Raw genomic sequence first — 21,673 nt, forward strand, 5'->3', positions numbered from 1 at the left:
ATGCTGTCTAGGCTTTCACTAATCACAGCTTAGGTAGTCGATTACAATTTTGAATGGCTGTTGATTAAAATAATAAAAAAGACATTAAGTAATTCGTTCAGGCTCGCAAACCTAAACTTGTTTCTCAAAGCCAAAAATTAGGTAGTTTAATGCAAAATTTTTTCCTTGATATAGCCACCGTGATGCAATCTCAACAGTGGTTTTATTTGTTAACTGTAGGACTTGTAAGTCTGTGTATTGGTAGCTTTTTAAATGTCGTTATTTACAGGCTACCACTGATGATGAAACAAGAATGGCAATCAGAGTGCCGTCTGTTATTGGCCGATGAGCTAACAATTAACCATACTGAAGAGCCTACTCCCTTTAATTTAGTCACACCCAATTCAACCTGCCCACAATGTAAGGCACCGATTAAGATTTGGCAGAACATTCCTGTTATCAGCTGGTTAATACTCAAAGGCCGCTGTGCAAGTTGTAAGGCACCAATTTCTGTTCGCTACCCCATTGTTGAAATGCTAACAGCCAGCTTAAGTCTCGCGGTTGCAGTTGTATTTGGCGCATCTGAACTTGCCTTACTTTATATTGTAATCACATGGGTGCTCATTGCGCTTACGTTCATTGATATTGATCATATGCTGCTGCCTGACCAACTTACCTTACCGCTTGTTTGGCTTGCATTGATTGCAGCCGTGATGAACATCACAATCGCCCCTTCTGATGCGATTATTGGCGCTGCAATTGGCTATTTAAGTTTATGGAGTGTGTATTGGCTCTTTAAACTTGCTACTGGAAAAGAAGGCATGGGGTATGGCGATTTTAAATTACTCGCGGTATTTGGATCGTTACTTGGTTGGCAGGCTATTTTAACTATCGTGCTGCTTTCGAGTGTCGTTGGCGCTCTTATTGGTATGCTGCAAATTATTATTCAAGGCAAAGATAAAACCACGCCTATTCCCTTTGGCCCCTACCTTGCGATAGCCGGTTGGGTAACCTTATTGTGGGGTGAGCAAATTCAAACAACCTATTTTAGCTATTTAGGTCATTAAATATGGCAAACTGGATTTTAGGCTTAACGGGTGGTATTGGCTCTGGCAAAAGTGCTGTGAGTGCGATGTTTGAACAGTTAGGGACCACGGTTGTTGATGCCGACATCGTCGCAAGAGAAGTCGTCGAGCCAGGCAGTGTAGGTCTTAAAAAAATTGTTGAGCATTTTGGCAAAACTATTCTCACCAGCGAGGGAGTGCTTGACCGCGCGAAGCTTAGAGACATTATTTTTGATAATGAAACAGAAAAAGCATGGCTCAATGCTTTACTACACCCGTTAATAAGGGAATCCATGCTTAAGCAACTGCAACAAGCCACCAGCGACTATGTAATTTTAGTTGCGCCCTTATTATTTGAAAACGGTTTAGAAAAATTGTGCAACCATACGTTGCTCATCGATGTCCCCGTCACAACTCAAATTACTAGAACCAGCGCACGCGACAATGTCTCTGAGGCTCAAGCGAAAAAAATTATTGCATCACAAATGTCTCGTGCCGATAAACAGCTAAAAGCCGATGATATTTTAGACAATGATCGCGCTCTATCTGAAGTTGCGATTGATGTGAAAAAGCTGCATCAAAAATATTTAACTCATGCTTAAACTATATGCTAAAAAACACATATCCATCTAATACAAAAACATTAATACAGATTATAAATACCTGAGTTAAAGGGTGAATTTATTTTGCAATTTTGCCTAAATCGACAAGACTGATGTTATACCCTGCTTTTTTCTGATAGATTTGGCATAGAAAGGATCAAATTAAGGTGCGCAATGAATATTAACTCACCGTTACTGAGAAAATTTATCACATTAGGTCGCATTGATGCAGAGACCGTCAAATTAAAGCAACGAGAATATAACTCCACAGCTGAGCTCATTTCTAAGAGCTGCGGTATAGACGCGCATGAATTAGCAGAGCAATGCACTGACTTGTTCCGTGTTCCCTATTTTGATATCAAAGACTTCGATGTATCACTTATTTCTGATGAGTTAGTAAAAGAAAAGCTCATTCGCGAGCATCATATCCTCCCGCTGATAAAGAAAGGCCGTAAGCTCTATATAGCGGCATCGGACCCTACTGATTACGGTGCGTTTGAAAACTTTGAATTTAGTACAGGTCTGTCTTGTGAAGTTGTAGTGGTTGATTACAACCAGCTAGAAAATAAAATAGAGCAGCTGCTCGATGCGGCCGGTAGCTTACATTTAACGGATGACGAATTTAAAGAGCTTGGCGATCTCGACACCGATAAACCACGCGATATGCCAAGTAATGATGAAGACAAAGACGATGCGCCTATTATTGTCTACATCAATAAGATTTTGATGGATGCAATAAAAAAAGGGGCATCAGATTTACACTTCGAGCCATACGAGCATCGTTATCGAGTGCGCTTTCGGATTGATGGCATTTTACACGAAATGGCAAGCCCACCGAATAGCCTAGCAAGTCGATTATCTGCGCGCATAAAAGTTATGTCACGCTTAGATATCGCCGAAAAACGTAAACCACAAGATGGTCGCATTAAATTAAAAATTACTGAACGTAAAAGTATCGACTTTCGTGTCAGTACCCTGCCAACGCTGTGGGGCGAAAAAATTGTAATGCGTATTCTTGATTCATCAAGTGCTATGCTCGGCATCGATGTATTGGGTTATGAGCCTGAACAGAAAAAGCTCTACATGGATGCGCTCGAACAGCCGCAAGGGATGATACTAGTGACAGGCCCTACAGGCTCTGGTAAAACAGTATCTCTTTACACCGGCTTGAATATTTTGAACCAACCTGAGCGCAATATTAGTACTGCGGAAGATCCGGTTGAGATCAACCTTGAAGGCATTAACCAAGTACAAATTAACACAAAAGCAGATATGACGTTCGCCAACGCGTTAAAAGCGTTTTTGCGTCAAGATCCCGATGTCGTCATGGTCGGTGAGATACGAGATCTAGAAACAGCTGAAATTTCCATTAAAGCAGCGCAAACAGGCCACCTAGTCTTATCGACACTGCACACAAATTCAGCGCCAGAAACACTGACTCGATTGTTAAACATGGGCGTTCCGGCATACAACGTTGCAAGTTCAATTAGTCTTATCATTGCACAGCGACTGGCCAGACGTTTATGTCCGAAATGTAAAACCCCAGAAAAACTGCCCGATGAAGAACTTATTCGCCAAGGCTTTGACCCCGCAACATTGAGTAAACTCACGCTGTTTTCTCCAAAAGGCTGTGATAGCTGTACCGATGGCTATAAGGGACGAGTAGGTATTTACGAAGTCATGCAAATTACCCCTGAAATTGCGCAAATTATTATGCGTGGGGGTAATTCACTCGAAATTGCTGAGGTTTCTTTAAAATCAGGTTTTAATAACTTACGTCTATCGGGATTAAAAAAAGCGGCGGATGGTGTCACCTCGCTAGCTGAAATAAATCGGGTCACGAGTTTTTAACTCGCGACTCGATTCTTAGGCTGAGCTTTAGTAAGATCAGCTAAAATTGCTTAATAGAGATCACACCATGCCAACCGTTGTAAACTGCCCGACCTGCAAAGAAAAAGTAGAATGGTCAGAACAAAGCCCGTATCGCCCTTTTTGTTCAAAACGCTGTCAGCTGATCGATCTAGGTGAGTGGTCATTTGAAAATAACAAGATTTCTTCACCCATCACCAGTGCAAACGAACTTAACCAAGATATGATTGAAGATATCGAGGCTATGCTCGCTAAGAATGATGATTCATTTTTCAAAGAATAAGTATTAAGAAACGCGGCTTCATTAGCCGCGTTTTCTAGTTTAACGAATGCGCCGGAACATATTAGCTATGTGTTCTTTCAGCCTTATTACGCTCACCATCAACTCTGTGTAGCCCCTTTTTGTGACCTTTTTTACGCAGCTGTTTTTTAATTTCTTGATAGCTTTCACGCTGTTCTGCGTTAAGAACTTGCCAGATTGCATGCTCTGATTTCATTTTAATTAACGCAAATTGCTCACCTTTTTCTTGGCGGGCTTTAATTAGTTCGCGTGCTGCATTTTCATCAAATGCGTGGGTCGCTAATAGTGCATCCATTTTCTCTTTGTAGGCTATTCTATTGTCTTTCATGCTGGCTTTATCACCACGAAGAGCCTTCATTTGTGTTGTTTGCTCAGCAAAAATCGCTTTAAGTTGGGCTTGCTGTGCTTCTGTTAGTTGTAATTTATTAATTCCACGCTCAGACAATAAAAAACCGGCTTGCGGATTCATGCCTCGGTGCATATCCCCTTTTGCCATTACTGATGTTGCGCCAACACTTGCTGCAGCTAAACCACAAACAAGTACGAATTTAGAAAGCTTATTTGAAATAGTCATAGTCATTACCTTTTGTTGGGTTGGGTTCTATCGTTATTTTTAACTGATGGATTCACTATACTCACTTCAATGCAAAGGAACGCAAACCAGTGTAAAGGTTGTGTAAAGATTCACTTTTACACAATTTACTGAGTAGAATAGCCTTAAAGAAACAGTGCAATAGGTGCCACAATGAAATTACTTATGATCGACGATGATACAGGGCTGTGCGAGCTGTTAAGCGAGTATTTAACAGCACAAGGCTTTACAGTTGATTGTTATCATGATGGCGCACAAGGCCTAAATCAGGCCTTAAAATACAACTACGAATTAATTTTGCTTGATGTCATGCTACCGTCGATAGATGGCTTTGAAGTACTCAAGCAGCTTCGACAACATAAACTCACGCCTGTCATTATGCTCACAGCCAAAGGGGAAGACTTTGACCGTATTTTTGGTTTAGAGCTTGGTGCAGATGACTACATACCAAAGCCATTTAATCACAGAGAACTGCTAGCGCGAGTTAAAGCAATAACCCGTCGTATCGAACATATTAATAGTCTATCGAGCCAGCAAACAAGTTCACTCAGTGTCAATAGTATTCACATTAACTTTGCGACTCGTGAAGCGTCTGTCAGTGGCAATATATTAAGTTTAACGGGAACTGAGTATGAAATACTGGCCATGCTAGTCCGCCATGCCGGTGAAGTGATCAGTAAAGAGCAAATTAGTGAGCAAGTTCTTGGCAGACGACTAGCCCCTTTCGACCGCTCCATTGACATGCATGTGAGTAATATTCGAAAGAAAATTGCTGAGTTTATAAATAGCGAGCGTATCAAAACCATGCGTGGTAGCGGTTACGTACTAATTCAAGGTGAATAATATGACCTTTCCGAGTTGGATAAAAAAGCCACATCATTATTTGTTCTTAAAAATCTTTGCATGGTTTTGGGTTACAGTCATAGCAACCATTACTCTGCTAGTCTTTTTAAGCCAATTAACCAGCAATGTAGGGAATGATGAGTTACGCGGCCCCATGCTTAAAAACCTAGAATACACCGCGAAAAGTATAGAACGTATTGTGGCAAAGCATGGTAAACCGACTCAAGAAATTGTATCGCACCCTCGCTTATCTAAACATAAGTTACTGTATTTAAATGGCGAAGTTCATGGTGTCGAAATGCTCAGTGAACCCGTCTCGAAAGAGATTGATTTGAGCTTGTTAAATTTTACAAAGCATATGCGCCCACAAGTTATTTTTACTGATGAATACCAAGCGTATGGTCCTGTAGAAATTAACGTACCCGAAGGTAAGTTTTACTTATATGAAATTGACGAAAAACGTAAAAAGCCTTTTTTTGTCGGGTTGTGGTTAATGCCTACTTGGCTCAAGTTATTGATTGCCGTAATAGCCTCGCTTATGCTGAGCTTTTTCTTTAGCCGAAACTTAATTGCCCCTATCAATAGCTTAAAAGAAACTGCAAAAAAACTTTCCCACGGTGACTTAACCGCACGAGCAGTTTTCTCAACGGCTCGCGAAGATGAACTGGGGGTGTTAGGACGTGACTTTAATACAATGGCGAGCCAGCTTGAGCAGCTTATAACAGCACAAAAACGCTTACTTGCAGATATTTCCCATGAACTACGCTCACCACTTACACGCTTAAAAATGGCAACAGGCCTGGCACAAATGCAAGCTGATGATAGTCAGCAGACATACCTCGAACGAATAGAAAAAGAAGCAAACCAGCTTGATAAAATGATTGCCGATGTATTGCAACTATCAAGGCTTGAAGCCCGAAGCCAAGCTTTATCCTTAAGCAAGCAATCGGTTCAAGTTATTGTTGATCATGTATTAAATGATGCTCACTTTGAGGCCAAACAATGTCACAAAGAGCTGACGATTAATGGCCAATTACACACAGATATACCATGCGACGAGAGTTTAATCGCCAGTGCACTCGAAAATGTACTACGCAACGCGATTAAATATGCACACCATCATATCTCTTTGAGCTTAGCTGAGTCTGATGCTCTCTATATCACCATTTGTGATGATGGAAATGGGGTTAAAGAAGCCTACTTAGCTAGACTGTGTGAGCCATTTTTCCGTCAAGAGCATGCTCGTGATAGAAACTCGGGTGGCACAGGCTTAGGACTGGCTATTGCAAAGAATGCGATCTCAGCACATGATGGTACACTAACACTCGAAAACCAAGAACATGGCGGACTCTGCGTTAAAATCCGCTTACCAATAAAGAGTGAGTAAATGTTTTACAGCGATGAAGCACACCTTACTATAAATGCTAAACAGATAAATGCATTTTTTAATGAGCAATTAAAACAAGATTTCTTAAGCACTGAACATGGTACCTTGTATTATGGCTTTGCCATTCCAGAGCAAGCTAAAAAAGCCATTGTTATTAGTAGTGGCAGAATTGAGTCGTTATTCAAATACAAAGAGTTACTGTGGGAGTTTTACCAAAATGGTTATGCCGTTTTTATTGTTGATCACCAAGGTCAAGGCCGTTCATATCGCCATTTAAAAAACGCTCATAAAGGCCATGTCACACGTTTCACTGATTATGCAGATGACTTTGCCGTTTTTAACGAGCAGGTAGTCAATGCTCATTGGCAGGGCCAACGAGTATTACTCGGACACTCAATGGGCAGTGCAATTGCCTATGATTACTTGTCTCGCTACACACATTCTTTTTCGGGCGCGTTTTTATCTGCCCCCATGTTTGATATTTATACCAAAGGCACACCAAAACCAATTGCAAAACTAGCCGCGAAAATAGCCTCACAATTAGGCTTAAGTCATCGTTATGCATTTGGTCAAACAGACTACTTGCCCGTTGATTTTTCGGTTAATGAATTAACCAGCAGTGAGATAAGGTACCAGCAATTTAGAGCGCTTTATCTTGCAGAGCCCGACTTACAACTTGGTGGTGTGACGTATGGCTGGCTCAATGCATCGTTTGAATTTATCGCCTCATTGGTCGATAGAAAAGTAGATATTCCACTTTTTATCGCCAGTGCCGGGCGCGATACCGTTGTCGATAATGCGGCGCAACATGCACTTGCGCATAAACAAACACAGGCAAAATTAAAAAGTTACCCTGATGCTCGCCACGAATTATTTTTCGAGCGAGATGAAATCAGGCAGGCAGTATTGAGTGACTTATATCAGTTTTTTGAGGCACTCTGACGAGACTTTTTAACCACCGAAAGTGGATCTAAGTGCACCAGTATATCCAGTTCACAGGCAAAGTGAGTTTGTATCATTGTTTCAACTTCATCGGCCACCTGATGGGCACGAATTAACGAGAGACTGTCTTCAAGTTCCAAGTGCATTTGAATAAACTTAATTTTACCACCTTGTCGCGTGCGGATATCGTGGGCCCCAAAGACATCTTGGTGACTGTTAACGATGGTTAAAATTTCTGTTTTTTCATCCTCTGGCAGCTCTTTGTCCATCAGATGGTCGGCACTATCACGGGCAATATCCCAACTGTTATATAGTAAGTAAACAGCCACCCCAATAGCAAAAATAGGATCCGCATACGTCATGCCGTACTTTGCCAATAGGATGGCAAGCAAAACAGCTAAATTTAAAATAAGGTCGCCTTTGTAGTGAACTGAATCCGCTTTTATTGCAATTGATTCGGTATGATTAATAACCTTGGTTTGCACAAACACCACCACCAAAGTACAAACAATAGCAAATAAACTCACCCAAATACCTAAGTCGGAATGCTTAAGTATCACAGGGTTAAAAAGACGTTCAACACCATGAAACGCTAAAAAACAGCCAGAACCAGCGATAAAAGCAGCTTGAGCAAGCCCAGCAAGAGCTTCCGCTTTGCCATGACCAAACCGGTGGTCATCATCAGCAGGGCGTAGCGCATAACCTAACACTAAAAAGCTCATTAAAGATGCGGTAATATCCATTAAAGAATCGGTGAGCGATCCCAACATCGATGCAGAGCCTGAAGCAAGCCATGCCCAACTTTTTGCTGCAATCATTAAACTCACCATAGCAATGGTGACTATGCTGGCGGTTTTTACCCAAAACTCATAACTGCGATGTTGCACAACATTTTACCTTCAGACATTACAAGGTTTTAGTATATCATCATATTAGAGGGTTTTACCCCATGTTACATAGCGCTATTTAGAATAAATAAAGCACAGCTATCGGCGGTAAACAAACTTAAATCCTGCAAGATCCTCACGCTGCAGTTGTGTATAATCTGCCGCAGATCATAATGCTAACAATGAGACAAACATGCTTGATATCGTTTTATACCAACCAGAGATTCCGCCCAATACAGGTAATATCATTCGCTTATGTGCCAATACAGGCTATGCCTTACACCTAATTGAACCATTAGGATTTGAGTGGGATGATAAACGCGTAAAGCGTGCAGGGCTTGATTATCATGAATTTAGCCACGTACAACGTCATGCATCATTCGAAGATTACCTTGCTAAGTGTAAGCCCAAAAAAGTCTATGCCTGTACGACCAAAGGCAGCCAGTTTCATCATCAAGCACAATATCAACCTGGCGATTGTTTAGTATTTGGCCCTGAAACACGCGGCCTACCCGATGAGCTTATTCAGTCATTACCGAAAGAGCAGCGTGTGCGTATTCCGATGCAAAAAGACAGCAGAAGCATGAATTTATCAAATTCTGTCGCCGTTTTTGTCTATGAATCATGGCGTCAGCTTGGTTTTGTAAACGGTCAATAACTCATTGAAAATGCGCATTAAATAAATAACTTGTAATTATTTAGCACGACCTTTTTTTATGAACTAATCTAAATAGATGGCTTTTTGTTCTAAATGATGATTATTAATGCGCTTTTTAACTCTGGTATACAGTCTCATTTTACTGTTGCAGCATTCTGTGGGCGCTGCAACAACAGCTGACCTTAATTTAGCGCAACCACACAACCCAACCCCGCTGTTCTTTCTCATTTTACTTGTCATTATTGCACTGTTCATTGCGGTTATTTATTACCAGAAGAATCAAAAAATGATGTTAATTGATGCTCTTTTATCACAATCGAAAGATGCGATATGGGTTTGCGATGAACAATTTAGAATACTAGACATCAACAATGCCTTCAGCGAAATAACAGGCTACAAAAGAGGGGATGTTATAGGGAAAAAATTTAAAGCACTCACACAAGATGGCCGCGATCGACAACTCGAAACATTGATCCAACAAGAGCTCGCACAAGACGGATATTGGTCTGGTGAAATCTGGAACTTGCGCAAGGATGGTCAGCCTTATGCACTTGATTTATCAATCACAAAAGTCTCAACACCGCGATTTACTAAACGAGCTGTTAACTATGTAGGGCTTTTTAGTGATGTCACCGCTCGTAAGAATAACGAACGCACCATGCTCACGCTAACAACTCGCGACTCTGTAACTGGGCTCTCAAATAGAGCCATTTTTATTGAATCGCTCGAAAAAGCGATTAAAGCCTGTAATGACGAATACCCTAGCCTGCTTATTATGTTTATCGACATCGACAATTTTAAGAAGATAAATGATTCCCTCGGCCATACTTTAGGCGATGTATTATTAAAAGAAGTGGCATGTCGTTTAACTTCATCACTTAATTCTGGCTTTACTATTGCGCGGCTTGGAGCTGATGAATTTGCTATTTTAGTGCCGCCTTATCTCTATGCTGGCAAAACCATTTTCTTTGCTAAAAAGACTGCAGATACAGTGCTACAACAATTTAAGACTCCATTCATGCTCGATGGTATTGAAACCTCACTGTCAGCGTGTTGCGGGATTGCCATCTATCCAGACAATGCTTACAACGGTGAAAACTTAATGCGCAGCGCTAACAGCGCACTTAATCACGCCAAAAAAATGGGCCGAAACACCTATCAATTTTTTGATAAAGAACGCCACACGTTAGACCCCACCGAACTAACAAAAGAAAGCGCCCTCTTTAAAGCAATCACCAACAATGAATTTGTACTGTATTTTCAACCAAAATACGATGTACAACACAATCGCTTACATGGCTTTGAAGCACTCGTTCGCTGGCCACAAGATGATGGCAGTCTAATTTACCCAGATGAATTTATTCCGCTTGCAGAGCAGAATGGTGCAATCATCCCCCTTACCCAATTATTAATGAAGCAATTACTTCAACAACTTGCAAGCTGGCAAAAACAAGATGTGCCTTTTGGCAATGTTGCCATTAATATCTCTGCGTTGCATTTTCAGCAAAATAGCTTAATCGAAATGCTCGTTGATTATTTAACAAAGTATAATGTACCTGCTCGTTGTTTAGAGTTAGAAATCACAGAAAGTGCAATGATGAATAACCCCGAATTTGCAGAGCAGCAAATGAAACGCATAAAAGCCTTAGGAGTCAATATTACACTGGATGACTTTGGTACGGGGCACTCTTCGCTGAGCTACCTTAAGCGTTTTCCTATCGACACATTAAAAATAGACAAATCGTTTGTAAAAGATATTGATAAAAATGAGCAAGATAGAAATATCACCGCCACCATTGTCCGGTTGGCTAAATACCTAGACATTAATGTTGTTGCAGAAGGCGTTGAAACCGAAGAGCAAGCGTATATGCTCCATATTATGGGGTGTCATTATCAACAAGGTTATTATTACTGTAAGCCACTTAAAGCAGAGCAAGTAGCCAATTTTATTAATAAAAATGAAGTAGATAAACAATCTGTAAAATAAAAAGCCTTGTTTCAAACAAGGCTTTCAAAATAGTTACTCAGCAAGCAGTGGCTATTCAGATTTTTGCTCACGACCTAGTAAAGCCATCGCCGCTTCTTTTACATCTTTATTTTCATAAAGTACTTTGTAAATTTGCTCAGTGATGGGCATTTCAATACCGGTTCGTTGTGCCAGTAAATACACTTCTTTGGTATTTCGATAACCTTCAACAACCTGACCAATAGAGTCAATTGCAGCTTCGACTCCTTCACCTTTACCTAATGCTAAACCAAATCGACGGTTACGTGATTGGTTATCTGTACAGGTTAAGATCAAATCACCTAATCCTGCCATTCCCATAAAGGTGTCAGAACGCGCTCCAAGTGCACAACCTAAACGGCAAAGCTCAGCTAAGCCTCGGGTAATAAGCGCTGTACGAGCATTCGCACCAAAACCAAAGCCATCCGACATCCCCGCGCCGATAGCAATGACATTTTTTACGGCTCCACCCAGTTGTATACCAATAAAATCATTATTGTTATACACCCTAAATGAGCGTCCGCAATGCAATAACTCAGCAAGTTGTTTGGCAAACTCTGTCGATGTGGCAGAGACCGAAATAGCGGTTGGTAAGCCCATCGCCATTTCTTTCGCAAACGTCGGACCAGACAACACAGCAAGAGGAATATCATCCCCAAGCTCTTGCACCGCCACTTCTTGTAATAAACGCCCTGTATTAGGTTCTAAACCTTTCGTTGCCCACGCCACTTCTGCATCATCATTCAGCCAAGGCTTAATTTGTTGAAGCGTTGCCCCAAAAGCATGGCTAGGCACGACAACCAGCACTATTTGGCTTGCTTTTACAGCGGTTTCTAAATCGGCTTCTAATTGAAGCGTTTCAGGAAAACTGACATCGGGAAGATAACGTTGGTTCTTTCGCTCAGCTGCAAGCGTGGCAACGTCATCGCTATTTCGCCCCCACAAAGTAACGGGGTGACCATTTCTGGCGAAACAAATAGCAAGGGCGGTGCCATAAGACCCCGCCCCTAAAACTGTAACAGCTGACTGTGCTGTAGTCATAACTTATGCGTCTGCAGTAACCTGTTGATCTTGCGCTGCACGCTGTTGCATGTATTGAGCAAACAGTGCATCAAAATTCACAGGTGCTAAATTTAACTGTGGGAAAGTACCACGGTTAACAAGGTTAGACACCGCTTCACGCGCATATGGGAAAAGTACATTCGGGCAGAAAGCACCTAGCATATGAGCTAATTGAATTTCTTCTACTTCCGCAATCGTGAAAATACCAGCTTGCTGAATTTCACAAAGGAATGCCGTTTCTTCACCAATTGTTGCTGTCACTGTCAGCGCAAGAATAACTTCAAAAACACCTTCTTCTAACTTGTTAGAACGTGTGTCTAAATCAAGTTTAACTTCTGGAGTCCACTCTTTTTGAAAGATAGCTGGTGAGTTTGGCGTTTCAAATGAAACATCTTTCGTGTAGATGCGTTGAATAGTGAATTGAGCGCCTGCTTGTTGTTCTGCTGCTGCGTTTTGGTTTTCTTCGTTCATTGTAATTCCTAACTTGTATTCGTTTTTATAATTAAATTTATTAAGCGTTAAGCTTTGCGTCTAAAAGGCCTTGCGCTTCAATTGCCATCATGTCGTCACAACCGCCGATATGCTCATCATTAATAAAGATTTGTGGCACGGTATATCCACCGTTAGCTTTATCGATCATTTCTTCACGACGCTCAGGCTGCACACCAATATCAATGTTTGTGTAACTTACACCTTTACTATCTAATAACGCCATAGCGCGTTGACAATATGGACAGTATGCTTTTGTGTAAAGAACAACATTCGTCATAATAATTCCTCTATCGGGCTGTTACGTGTTGTTAGCGGCCAGTCGTTGTTGGCAAACTTGCAGATTGCCAAGCTCCCATACCACCAGATAATACATAAACACGTTCAAAACCTGCTTTATGCATAGCCGTTGCGATACCTGAGGCGGTCATGCCCGTGGTACATACTAGTATAATGGGTTTACTCTTAAACTTTTCAAGGCTTGAGAAATCAGATTGTTTGGCTTTTTCTGGATTTAAGTGCGTTGCACCTGCAATACGACCTGAGTTGAATTCTTTTTGCGCTCGAATATCAACAACCTGACCATCTTCGCGGTTAATTAACAACGTAACTTGCTGCGGGTTAATTTGGCGAATCGCTGAAAATTTACTTTTAAACCAACTGCTGATCAGCATCGCTACCAATGCCAGCCAGATGATACTTAAAACCGGATGATTTGAGATAAATTCAATATATTGATCCATGCGTTTTCCACTAAGAAATTGGGTACCACAGCGCATAGCCATGGGATTATTAAAATATGCCACGCAAGTATACGTGCTTGAACCGAAAATGCTAGGGCGTGAAATATTTTAATATGACATATTGATAGCTGATCAAAACCTTAAAACACGGTATGCTAGTGATATATAAGTGCCAATCTTCAGGAGCTATAATGACAGAGCATAAAAAACCATTGGTATTAATGATCTTAGACGGTTGGGGATACCGTGAAGACACAGAAAGTAACGCAATACTCGCTGCTAATACACCCGTACTCGATAACCTGTGGGCAACACGTCCGCATACCTTAATTTCAGGTTCGGGACTTGATGTAGGTCTACCTGCAGGACAAATGGGTAACTCTGAAGTAGGTCACGTAAACTTAGGCGCAGGTCGCATTGTTTATCAAGATTTCACTCGCATCACGAAAGCAATCGAAGATGGAGAGTTCGCGAGTAACCCTGCATTAGTTGATAACATAGACAAAGCCGTTAAGGCAGAAAAAGCAGTGCATATTATGGGTTTATTAAGCCCAGGTGGTGTACACAGTCACGAAGACCACATTGTAGCGACCATTGAATTAGCTGCAGAGCGTGGCGCAAAAAACGTCTACTTTCATGGTTTCTTAGACGGTCGTGACACCCCACCTCGCAGCGCTAAAGCGTCTATTGAGCGCATCGAAGCTTTATTTGAAAAACTAGGTTGTGGCCGCTTAGCCAGCCTTGTTGGCCGTTACTATGCAATGGACCGCGATAATCGCTGGAACCGTGTTGAGCTTGCCTACGATGTAATGGTAAGTGGTATCGCGCAGCACACCTACACAGACGGCGTAACCGCACTTGAAGCAGCGTACGAACGTGATGAAAATGATGAATTTGTAGCGGCAACAACCCTCGTACCTGAGGGACAAACGGCGGCTGAAATTAATGATGGCGATACCGTTATTTTCGCCAACTTCAGGGCCGATAGAGCACGCGAAATGACGCGCGCATTTGTTGATGCTGATTTTAGTGGTTTTGAGAAAAAGAAATCTCCAGCACTGAGCGGCTTTGTAATGATGACGGAATACGCCGCAGATATTAAAGCCCCTGTCGCCTTTGCACCAGAGCCACTAACCAATGTGTTTGGGGAATGGTTAGAAAAGCAAGGCAAAACACAACTACGTATTTCTGAAACAGAAAAATATGCACATGTCACATTCTTCTTCAGTGGTGGTAGAGAAGACGAATTTGTGGGTGAAACACGCGAGTTAATTCCTTCTCCGCAAGTGGCCACTTATGATTTACAACCTGAGATGAACTCTGAAATGCTGACAGATAAGCTCGTTGAAGCTATTGCCAGCGGCAAGTACGACGCAATCATTTGTAACTACCCTAATGGTGATATGGTAGGTCACTCAGGTGTGTTTGAAGCCGCTGTAAAAGCGTGTGAAGCAGTCGACCACTGTATTGGCCGTGTTATAAACGCACTTGAAGAGCACGGTGGCGAAGCACTCATCACTGCGGATCATGGTAATGCTGAGCAAATGGCTAACCCAGCAACAGGCCAAGCACACACCGCACATACCAGCGAGCCAGTGCCATTCATTTATGTAGGCCGTGACGCAACCCCACAAGATGGAAAAACACTCAGTGACGTAGCACCAACCATGCTGCACTTAATGGGTTTAGAACAGCCAAGCGAAATGACTGGCACTCCAATTATGACACTGAAATAAACGATGAGCAGACGTATTAACCACTTACTCAAAACTGGTTTAATACTGACTTCATTAGTAGCAACTTCGGTTGTTGCTAATGAAGCTCAAACCAAAAAAGACTTATCTGATATTCAATCGGCCCTACAAAAAACCAAGGCCGAGCTTGAAGGTCAACGCAAGTCGATAGCCGATATGCGCAAAGATCTTCGTGCTCACGAACTCGATATTGCTAAAAATGCTAAGGCATTAAACCTAGCAGCACAATCGGTCAAAGAAAACGAACAACAACAGCGCGAACAACAGGCCAAAGCTCAGCAACTTCAAGCAGAGCAAATAAAACGTCAAACCCTCCTCGCAGCACAATTAAAAAGTGCGTATATGGCAGGTAGCCATGATTACTCAAAAATGCTGCTGAACCAACAAGACACGGCCAAAATTGAACGTACGCTCAGTTACTATAACTATTTAAACAAAGCACGCATTGAGCAACTCGAAGAGCTGAAAGCGTTGCAAATAAAAATTGCTGAAAATCAGGCGGAACTAGAACAAACAAAACTTCGTTTAGTTGAATTACACAACGAGCAGAAAAAACGCCAGCAAGCTTTAATTGCCGCTCAAGAACAACGAAAACGCAATCTCAACAAATTACAATCAGCGCTTAAAGAAACAAAAAGTTCGATTGATTATTTAAAAGAGAACGAGAAAACCCTCGTTACCGCCATCGAAGAGTTAGAAAAAGAACGAAGCGAAAAAGTTGAACTTCTCGGACTACAAAGCAGTAAAGGAAAACTCAACTGGCCGACCAAAGGAAAACTCCGTCACAGTTTTGGCCAACGCAAACATGGAAATATCGATTGGAAAGGCGTGTTAATTGGCGCGAAGGAAGGGAGTAACGTCAAAAGCGTACAAAATGGTCAGGTCGTTTATGCTGACTGGCTCAATGGCTTTGGTTGGGTTATTGCTATTGACCACGGCGATGGGTTTATGAGCTTATATGGGCATGCACAAACCCTACTTCGTGATGTTGGCGACCTTGTCAGAGAAGGTGAAGTCATTGCATTAGTAGGCCAAAGCGGCGGACAAACAGATCCTGGTCTATACTTTGAAATACGCCACAAAGGACGCGCAGTAAATCCTGTAAAATGGTGCAGACGTATTTAATTGATTAAATCAGCTGCGCCCTATGAGGAGCAGCTGATGCTAAATATCAATCACATAGACAAAATCCATTTCATCCCATCTAAGCGTTTCTTTGGGCTACATCTTATTTTACTCTTAGCCTTACTATGCTTATTAATGCAATCATTTAATGGGGTTGCTAAACCATCTTTAAAGTCACTACATCACCAGCAACTCAATGAAATTTTGTTTAATATAAATACTTACTATGTTGACGATCTTCAACTTCATAATAGCTTTGAATCTCAGCCAACGAATCAACAAGTAGAAGCATTATTTGAGCGTTTAGACCCCTATTCTAAATATTTAGACGAAACTGAGCTCGATGCCATATTTAGTAGTACCAATGGGCGTTACACTGGGCTTGGCATCGAGGTTAAAGTTACCGATGGTCGCGTATATATTGTTAATACGATTAAAAACTCCCCTGCTGAGCAAGCTGGTCTGCAAGTAAATGATGAGCTAACCGCTATAAATCAACAACCGATTGTCAATAAAAGCATAGAAGAAGTTGCAAGGCTTATTCGTGAAAGTGGCCAAGCTGCCGTTGATGTTTCCGTAAAACGAGAGCAAGTAACCGAACTCAACTTTTCAATAAAGCGACAACAAATAAACCTAGAAAGCGTGCAAAGCTACCTTGCTGATACAGGCGTTGCGCTATTGAGTATTAATGCTTTCAATAACCATACATTGCATGATGTCGCACGAACCGTGGCTAAAATGCAAATTAATAATGGTTTTCCGTTATCAGGGTTAATTATTGATTTACGAGATAATCCTGGAGGAACGCTACAAGGTGCAATTGAAGTTGCAGATCTGTTTTTAGATAGTGGTACGATTGTTTCTACAAAAGGACGCTTCAATGAGGCAAATCAATACTATAAAGCACATAGCGGTGATATTCTTTCTGGCGCGCCAATCGCCGTATTAATTAATGAAAACTCAGCATCTGCAGCAGAAATATTAGCCGCAGCGCTGAGGGATAACCAAAGAGCGACCTTGGTTGGAGAGACCTCATTTGGTAAAGGCTCAGTACAATCTTTGATTCCACTAGGAAATGGAAATACAGCTCTCAAACTTACCACAGCACGTTATTATACACCTGCTGGGCAATCTATTGATGGTAAAGGGATCGCACCCGATGTGAGTATAAATCAAACAATGCTTTCAGAAATTGACCAAGACGTTATAATAAAAAATATACAAGGGTTGTCGCTTTTTAGCTCACTCCTTGATAAACAAGATAAAAAGCAACTTACTGCAAAGCAGTTAATTATTATGCAGTAAGTAAGCACACACAATGGATATAATAATTACAAAAAGTGAATTTACGCAAAGGCTTACTACTGACGCTGTGTTGCTTCCCACTATTTTGCCAAGCAAAGCAAATAGCCATCGTTATAGATGACATAGGCAACCACCAACGCGATCTTGATATCTTGAATTTACCAGGGCAAGTGACCTTTTCAATCTTGCCCCATACACCTTACTCACAAATTTTTGCCGAGAGAGCGAGCAAAACCAACAAAGAACTTCTCTTGCATATCCCCATGCAGGCGCTAGACAAAACAAAAGCTTTAGGTCCTGGTGCTTTAACAGACTCAATGAGCAAAACACAGCTGCAAACCACACTGGGGCACGCACTCGCATCATTGCCACAAGTCAAAGGCGTAAACAATCATATGGGCTCTGAGTTAACGCAATTAACAGAGCCTATGAAGTGGACGATGGAGCTCCTCAAAAAACGAGGTTTATACTTTTTAGATAGCCGAACAACAAGCCAAAGTGAAGCACAAAATGTCGCTAATCTTTATGGTGTTGCCAATGTTTCTCGACATGTATTCCTAGACAATATCGTGACTGAAAGCCAGCTTAAGCACCAACTAGAAGAACTTAAACTAAAAGCGACGCATTTTAATTATGCCATCGCTATTGCACATCCCTACCCAGAAACAGTCGCGTTTTTGCATCACGCCCTGCCAGAACTTCAACAGCAAGGTTTTGAGCTTGTGCCTCTTTCACAATTGGTAGAAAACAAATACATCCAATTAGCTAAAGCAGAGCAAAAGCAAGCTGAGCATCGTACAAATGATGAATGAAAGAGCGACATACTCAAATAGGATGTAAATATGCCGAAGTTTCCTTCATTAATGATAGACGCAGAGGTCGCACAACATCACCTTTGATCGATACATCGTGTATCATAAAAGTAGTAAAGGCTTTAACCGTGAACGCCAGCGGTTATGTGTGAAGGGCATAATGAGATACTTCGGCACTAAAGTGCCTCCTACTACGCCTAGTTATTTGAGCCAGAAGCGAAGTGAGCAATTTAAGGGAATCTTTCATTCTTGTCGTCATGATTAAACAACATGGGAATCATGATTAAACAACGTTAGAACCGTGATTATAGAGCGTAGGAACGGCTTTAGCCGTGAATGTCAGCGGTTATGTATGAAGGGCATATCAGACACTTTCGGCACTAAAGTGCCTCCTACGTCTCTTCACCTTGCGCTTATGCGTCTTTTATCTCTGTATGCAATCTCAGTATGGTACTGGACGATTTAGCCCTGAACGCAAAAAACCCGCTGCATTGCTGCAACGGGTTTCTCTAATTAGGAGCCATGGTGCGCTACGCAGTAGGATGTCCTACTTTCACATGGTCAATGCCACACGATGCTTACAAAGATATAGGTCGTAGGGGGTCTTGGTTGGGTATTTTATTTTTCTACAGGCAACAAAAAACCCGCTGCATTGCTGCAACGGGTTTCTCTAATTAGGAGCCTGGCGATGTCCTACTTTCACATGGCAAATGCCACACTATCATCGGCGCTGTTTCGTTTCACTACTGAGTTCGGCATGGAATCAGGTGGGTCCAAAACGCTATTGTCACCAAGCAAAATGCGTGGAAAGGATTCTCGACAAAGCGCATCGCGCTTACGAGTCCTTTGCGCAAGGTGAACTGATTTCGCATTAAGCGCTGCGGTTCACCCTACTAAAATCTGGAATTCTGATAATCGTAAATCTACTTTAGTATACTAACTTCTGTCTGTTACGCTGTCATAAAACGCGTTTGGCGTTGTATGGTTAAGCCTCACGGGTAATTAGTACAGGTTAGCTTAATGGCTCACACCACTTCCACATCCTGCCTATCAACGTTGTAGTCTTCAACGGCCCTTCAGAGACTTTAAAAGTCTAGTGAGAACTCATCTCGAGGCCTGCTTCGCGCTTAGATGCTTTCAGCGCTTATCAGTTCCGAACGTAGCTACCGGGCAATGCCATTGGCATGACAACCCGAACACCAGCGGTTCGTTCACTCCGGTCCTCTCGTACTAGGAGCAACCCCTCTCAATTCTCAAACGCCCACGGCAGATAGGGACCGAACTGTCTCACGACGTTCTAAACCCAGCTCGCGTACCACTTTAAATGGCGAACAGCCATACCCTTGGGACCGACTTCAGCCCCAGGATGTGATGAGCCGACATCGAGGTGCCAAACACCGCCGTCGATATGAACTCTTGGGCGGTATCAGCCTGTTATCCCCGGAGTACCTTTTATCCGTTGAGCGATGGCCCTTCCATTCAGAACCACCGGATCACTATGACCTACTTTCGTACCTGCTCGACGTGTCTGTCTCGCAGTTAAGCTGGCTTCTACCATTACACTAACCGTACGATGTCCGACCGTACTTAGCCAACCTTCGTGCTCCTCCGTTACTCTTTGGGAGGAGACCGCCCCAGTCAAACTACCCACCAGGCACTGTCCGTAACCCCGATTAGGGGCCAACGTTAGAACATCAAAACTACAAGGGTGGTATTTCAAGGACGGCTCCACAAAGACTAGCGTCTCTGCTTCAAAGCCTCCCACCTATCCTACACATGTAGGTTCAATGTTCAGTGCCAAGCTGTAGTAAAGGTTCACGGGGTCTTTCCGTCTAGCCGCGGGTACACAGCATCTTCACTGCGATTTCAATTTCACTGAGTCTCGGGTGGAGACAGCGTGGCCATGGTTACACCATTCGTGCAGGTCGGAACTTACCCGACAAGGAATTTCGCTACCTTAGGACCGTTATAGTTACGGCCGCCGTTTACCGGGGCTTCGATCAAGAGCTTCGTCCGAAAACTAACCCCATCAATTAACCTTCCGGCACCGGGCAGGTGTCACACCGTATACGTCATCTTGCGATTTTGCACAGTGCTGTGTTTTTAATAAACAGTCCCAGCCACCTGGTCACTGCGGCTCCAATCAGCTTAAAGAGCAAGTCTCATCACCAATCGGAGCGTACCTTCTCCCGAAGTTACGGTACGATTTTGCCTAGTTCCTTCACCCGAGTTCTCTCAAGCGCCTTAGTATTCTCTACCTGACCACCTGTGTCGGTTTGGGGTACGATTCGGTATAATCTGAAGCTTAGAGGCTTTTCCTGGAAGTATGGCATCAACAACTTCACACCCTTAGGTGCTCGTCTCGTGTCTCAGTCTTAAGAGTCCGGATTTTCCTAAACTCTCAACCTACTCACTTTCACATGGACAACCAACGCCATGCTTGCTTAGCCTGCTCCGTCCCCCCATCGCAATTATACCAAGTACGGGAATATTAACCCGTTTCCCATCGACTACGCCTTTCGGCCTCGCCTTAGGGGTCGACTTACCCTACCCTGATTAACATGGGATAGGAACCCTTGGTCTTCCGGCGTGCGGGTTTTTCACCCGCATTATCGTTACTCATGTCAGCATTCGCACTTCTGATACCTCCAGCATACCTCCCGGTACACCTTCAACGGCTTACAGAACGCTCCCCTACCACTCAAAATAAATTTTGAATCCGCAGCTTCGGTGCATAGTTTAGCCCCGTTACATCTTCCGCGCAGACCGACTCGACCAGTGAGCTATTACGCTTTCTTTAAAGGGTGGCTGCTTCTAAGCCAACCTCCTGGCTGTCTGGGCCTTTCCACATCGTTTCCCACTTAACTATGACTTTGGGACCTTAGCTGGCGGTCTGGGTTGTTTCCCTCTTCACGACGGACGTTAGCACCCGCCGTGTGTCTCCCGGATAGTACTTTACGGTATTCGGAGTTTGCAAAGGGTTGGTAAGTCGGGATGACCCCCTAGCCTTAACAGTGCTCTACCCCCGTAAGTATTCGTCCGAGGCTCTACCTAAATAGATTTCGGGGAGAACCAGCTATCTCCCGGTTTGATTAGCCTTTCACTCCTAGCCACAGGTCATCCCCTAACTTTTCAACGTTAGTGGGTTCGGTCCTCCAGTTGATGTTACTCAACCTTCAACCTGCCCATGGCTAGATCACCGGGTTTCGGGTCTATACCTTGCAACTCAACGCCCAGTTAAGACTCGGTTTCCC

19 protein-coding genes and 2 rRNA genes (1 of these 21 cut by a window edge) are annotated in these 21,673 nt (G+C 42.7%); 13 read left to right on the forward strand and 8 right to left on the reverse strand.

What is annotated here, in order from left to right; genetic code table 11:
* Positions 1 to 149 precede the first annotated feature (149 nt).
* The 4 genes from D0907_RS13745 (at position 150) to yacG (ending at position 3,797) form a co-directional block, all read left to right on the forward strand.
* A complete protein-coding gene (locus D0907_RS13745) occupies positions 150 to 1,046 on the forward strand; it encodes a prepilin peptidase (RefSeq protein WP_118844623.1) in 897 nt (298 codons plus the stop codon).
* A gap of 2 nt (positions 1,047 to 1,048) precedes the next feature.
* Positions 1,049 to 1,645: a dephospho-CoA kinase gene (coaE, locus tag D0907_RS13750; RefSeq protein ID WP_118844624.1), complete on the forward strand. Its 597-nt coding sequence runs from the start codon at positions 1,049 to 1,051 to the stop codon at positions 1,643 to 1,645.
* 174 nt (positions 1,646 to 1,819) lie between these two features.
* Positions 1,820 to 3,496, forward strand: a complete 1,677-nt coding sequence (gene pilB, locus D0907_RS13755) for a type IV-A pilus assembly ATPase PilB (RefSeq protein ID WP_118844625.1) — start codon at positions 1,820 to 1,822, stop codon at positions 3,494 to 3,496.
* 67 nt (positions 3,497 to 3,563) lie between these two features.
* Positions 3,564 to 3,797 (forward strand): DNA gyrase inhibitor YacG, encoded by a 234-nt coding sequence (gene yacG / locus D0907_RS13760; protein WP_036965896.1) that lies wholly within the window; start codon positions 3,564 to 3,566, stop codon positions 3,795 to 3,797.
* Positions 3,798 to 3,858: 61 nt separating this feature from the next.
* Here yacG and D0907_RS13765 read toward each other — a convergent pair whose 3' ends face one another.
* Positions 3,859 to 4,389, reverse strand: coding sequence for a Spy/CpxP family protein refolding chaperone (locus tag D0907_RS13765; RefSeq protein ID WP_118844626.1), 531 nt, complete (start codon positions 4,387 to 4,389; stop codon positions 3,859 to 3,861).
* A gap of 171 nt (positions 4,390 to 4,560) precedes the next feature.
* Between D0907_RS13765 and D0907_RS13770 the strand changes: the two genes are divergently transcribed.
* Genes D0907_RS13770 through D0907_RS13780 form a run of 3 tightly spaced genes read left to right on the forward strand, consistent with a single transcriptional unit; the run spans position 4,561 to position 7,579 of the window.
* Positions 4,561 to 5,250 carry a response regulator gene (locus tag D0907_RS13770; RefSeq protein WP_118844627.1) on the forward strand — a complete coding sequence of 230 codons (690 nt, stop codon included), beginning with the start codon at positions 4,561 to 4,563 and terminating at the stop codon, positions 5,248 to 5,250.
* 1 nt (position 5,251) lies between these two features.
* Complete coding sequence (locus D0907_RS13775; protein ID WP_118844628.1) at positions 5,252 to 6,637, forward strand: ATP-binding protein; 1,386 nt, start codon at positions 5,252 to 5,254, stop codon at positions 6,635 to 6,637.
* Positions 6,638 to 7,579: an alpha/beta fold hydrolase gene (locus tag D0907_RS13780; RefSeq protein WP_036965889.1), complete on the forward strand. Its 942-nt coding sequence runs from the start codon at positions 6,638 to 6,640 to the stop codon at positions 7,577 to 7,579.
* Here the strand turns inward: D0907_RS13780 and D0907_RS13785 are convergent.
* Positions 7,558 to 8,466, reverse strand: coding sequence for a cation diffusion facilitator family transporter (locus D0907_RS13785; protein ID WP_074988960.1), 909 nt, complete (start codon positions 8,464 to 8,466; stop codon positions 7,558 to 7,560). The two genes, D0907_RS13780 and D0907_RS13785, sit on opposite strands and share 22 nt — an antisense overlap.
* A 193-nt stretch (positions 8,467 to 8,659) precedes the next feature.
* Between D0907_RS13785 and trmL the strand changes: the two genes are divergently transcribed.
* A complete protein-coding gene (gene trmL, locus D0907_RS13790) occupies positions 8,660 to 9,124 on the forward strand; it encodes a tRNA (uridine(34)/cytosine(34)/5-carboxymethylaminomethyluridine(34)-2'-O)-methyltransferase TrmL (RefSeq protein WP_036965886.1) in 465 nt (154 codons plus the stop codon).
* Between the two features lie 106 nt (positions 9,125 to 9,230).
* The gene (locus D0907_RS13795) at positions 9,231 to 11,111 is read left to right on the forward strand and encodes a putative bifunctional diguanylate cyclase/phosphodiesterase (RefSeq protein WP_118844629.1); all 1,881 of its coding nucleotides are present in this window, start codon (positions 9,231 to 9,233) and stop codon (positions 11,109 to 11,111) included.
* Between the two features lie 51 nt (positions 11,112 to 11,162).
* On the opposite strand, the gene gpsA is transcribed toward D0907_RS13795, so the two are convergent.
* Genes gpsA through D0907_RS13815 form a run of 4 tightly spaced genes read right to left on the reverse strand, consistent with a single transcriptional unit; the run spans position 11,163 to position 13,423 of the window.
* Positions 11,163 to 12,170 (reverse strand): NAD(P)H-dependent glycerol-3-phosphate dehydrogenase, encoded by a 1,008-nt coding sequence (gene gpsA / locus D0907_RS13800; RefSeq protein WP_036965884.1) that lies wholly within the window; start codon positions 12,168 to 12,170, stop codon positions 11,163 to 11,165.
* Positions 12,171 to 12,173: 3 nt separating this feature from the next.
* Positions 12,174 to 12,662: a protein-export chaperone SecB gene (gene secB, locus D0907_RS13805; protein WP_036965880.1), complete on the reverse strand. Its 489-nt coding sequence runs from the start codon at positions 12,660 to 12,662 to the stop codon at positions 12,174 to 12,176.
* Positions 12,663 to 12,702: 40 nt separating this feature from the next.
* The gene (gene grxC, locus D0907_RS13810) at positions 12,703 to 12,960 is read right to left on the reverse strand and encodes a glutaredoxin 3 (protein ID WP_036965877.1); all 258 of its coding nucleotides are present in this window, start codon (positions 12,958 to 12,960) and stop codon (positions 12,703 to 12,705) included.
* A gap of 31 nt (positions 12,961 to 12,991) precedes the next feature.
* Positions 12,992 to 13,423, reverse strand: coding sequence for a rhodanese-like domain-containing protein (locus tag D0907_RS13815; RefSeq protein WP_036965874.1), 432 nt, complete (start codon positions 13,421 to 13,423; stop codon positions 12,992 to 12,994).
* Positions 13,424 to 13,614: 191 nt separating this feature from the next.
* On the opposite strand from D0907_RS13815, the gene gpmM reads away from it, so the two are divergent.
* From gpmM to D0907_RS13835, 4 genes are read left to right on the forward strand one after another with little or no spacing between them, the layout of a single operon-like run.
* Positions 13,615 to 15,159, forward strand: coding sequence for a 2,3-bisphosphoglycerate-independent phosphoglycerate mutase (gene gpmM, locus D0907_RS13820; RefSeq protein ID WP_036965871.1), 1,545 nt, complete (start codon positions 13,615 to 13,617; stop codon positions 15,157 to 15,159).
* 3 nt (positions 15,160 to 15,162) lie between these two features.
* A complete protein-coding gene (locus D0907_RS13825) occupies positions 15,163 to 16,302 on the forward strand; it encodes a murein hydrolase activator EnvC family protein (protein ID WP_118844630.1) in 1,140 nt (379 codons plus the stop codon).
* A 36-nt stretch (positions 16,303 to 16,338) separates the two neighbouring features.
* Entirely contained in the window at positions 16,339 to 17,607 is a 1,269-nt protein-coding gene (locus tag D0907_RS13830; RefSeq protein WP_118844631.1) for a S41 family peptidase, read from the forward strand.
* 35 nt (positions 17,608 to 17,642) lie between these two features.
* Positions 17,643 to 18,419, forward strand: coding sequence for a divergent polysaccharide deacetylase family protein (locus tag D0907_RS13835; protein ID WP_244223131.1), 777 nt, complete (start codon positions 17,643 to 17,645; stop codon positions 18,417 to 18,419).
* Positions 18,420 to 19,099: 680 nt separating this feature from the next.
* Here the strand turns inward: D0907_RS13835 and rrf are convergent.
* Both rrf and D0907_RS13845 read right to left on the reverse strand, forming a co-directional pair.
* Positions 19,100 to 19,214, reverse strand: a 5S ribosomal RNA gene (gene rrf / locus D0907_RS13840).
* Positions 19,215 to 19,400: 186 nt separating this feature from the next.
* A 23S ribosomal RNA gene (locus tag D0907_RS13845) occupies positions 19,401 to 21,673 on the reverse strand (it continues 613 nt past the right edge of the window).

It is taken from the genome of Pseudoalteromonas lipolytica (assembly GCF_003515105.1).
Lineage (GTDB): Bacteria > Pseudomonadota > Gammaproteobacteria > Enterobacterales > Alteromonadaceae > Pseudoalteromonas > Pseudoalteromonas lipolytica.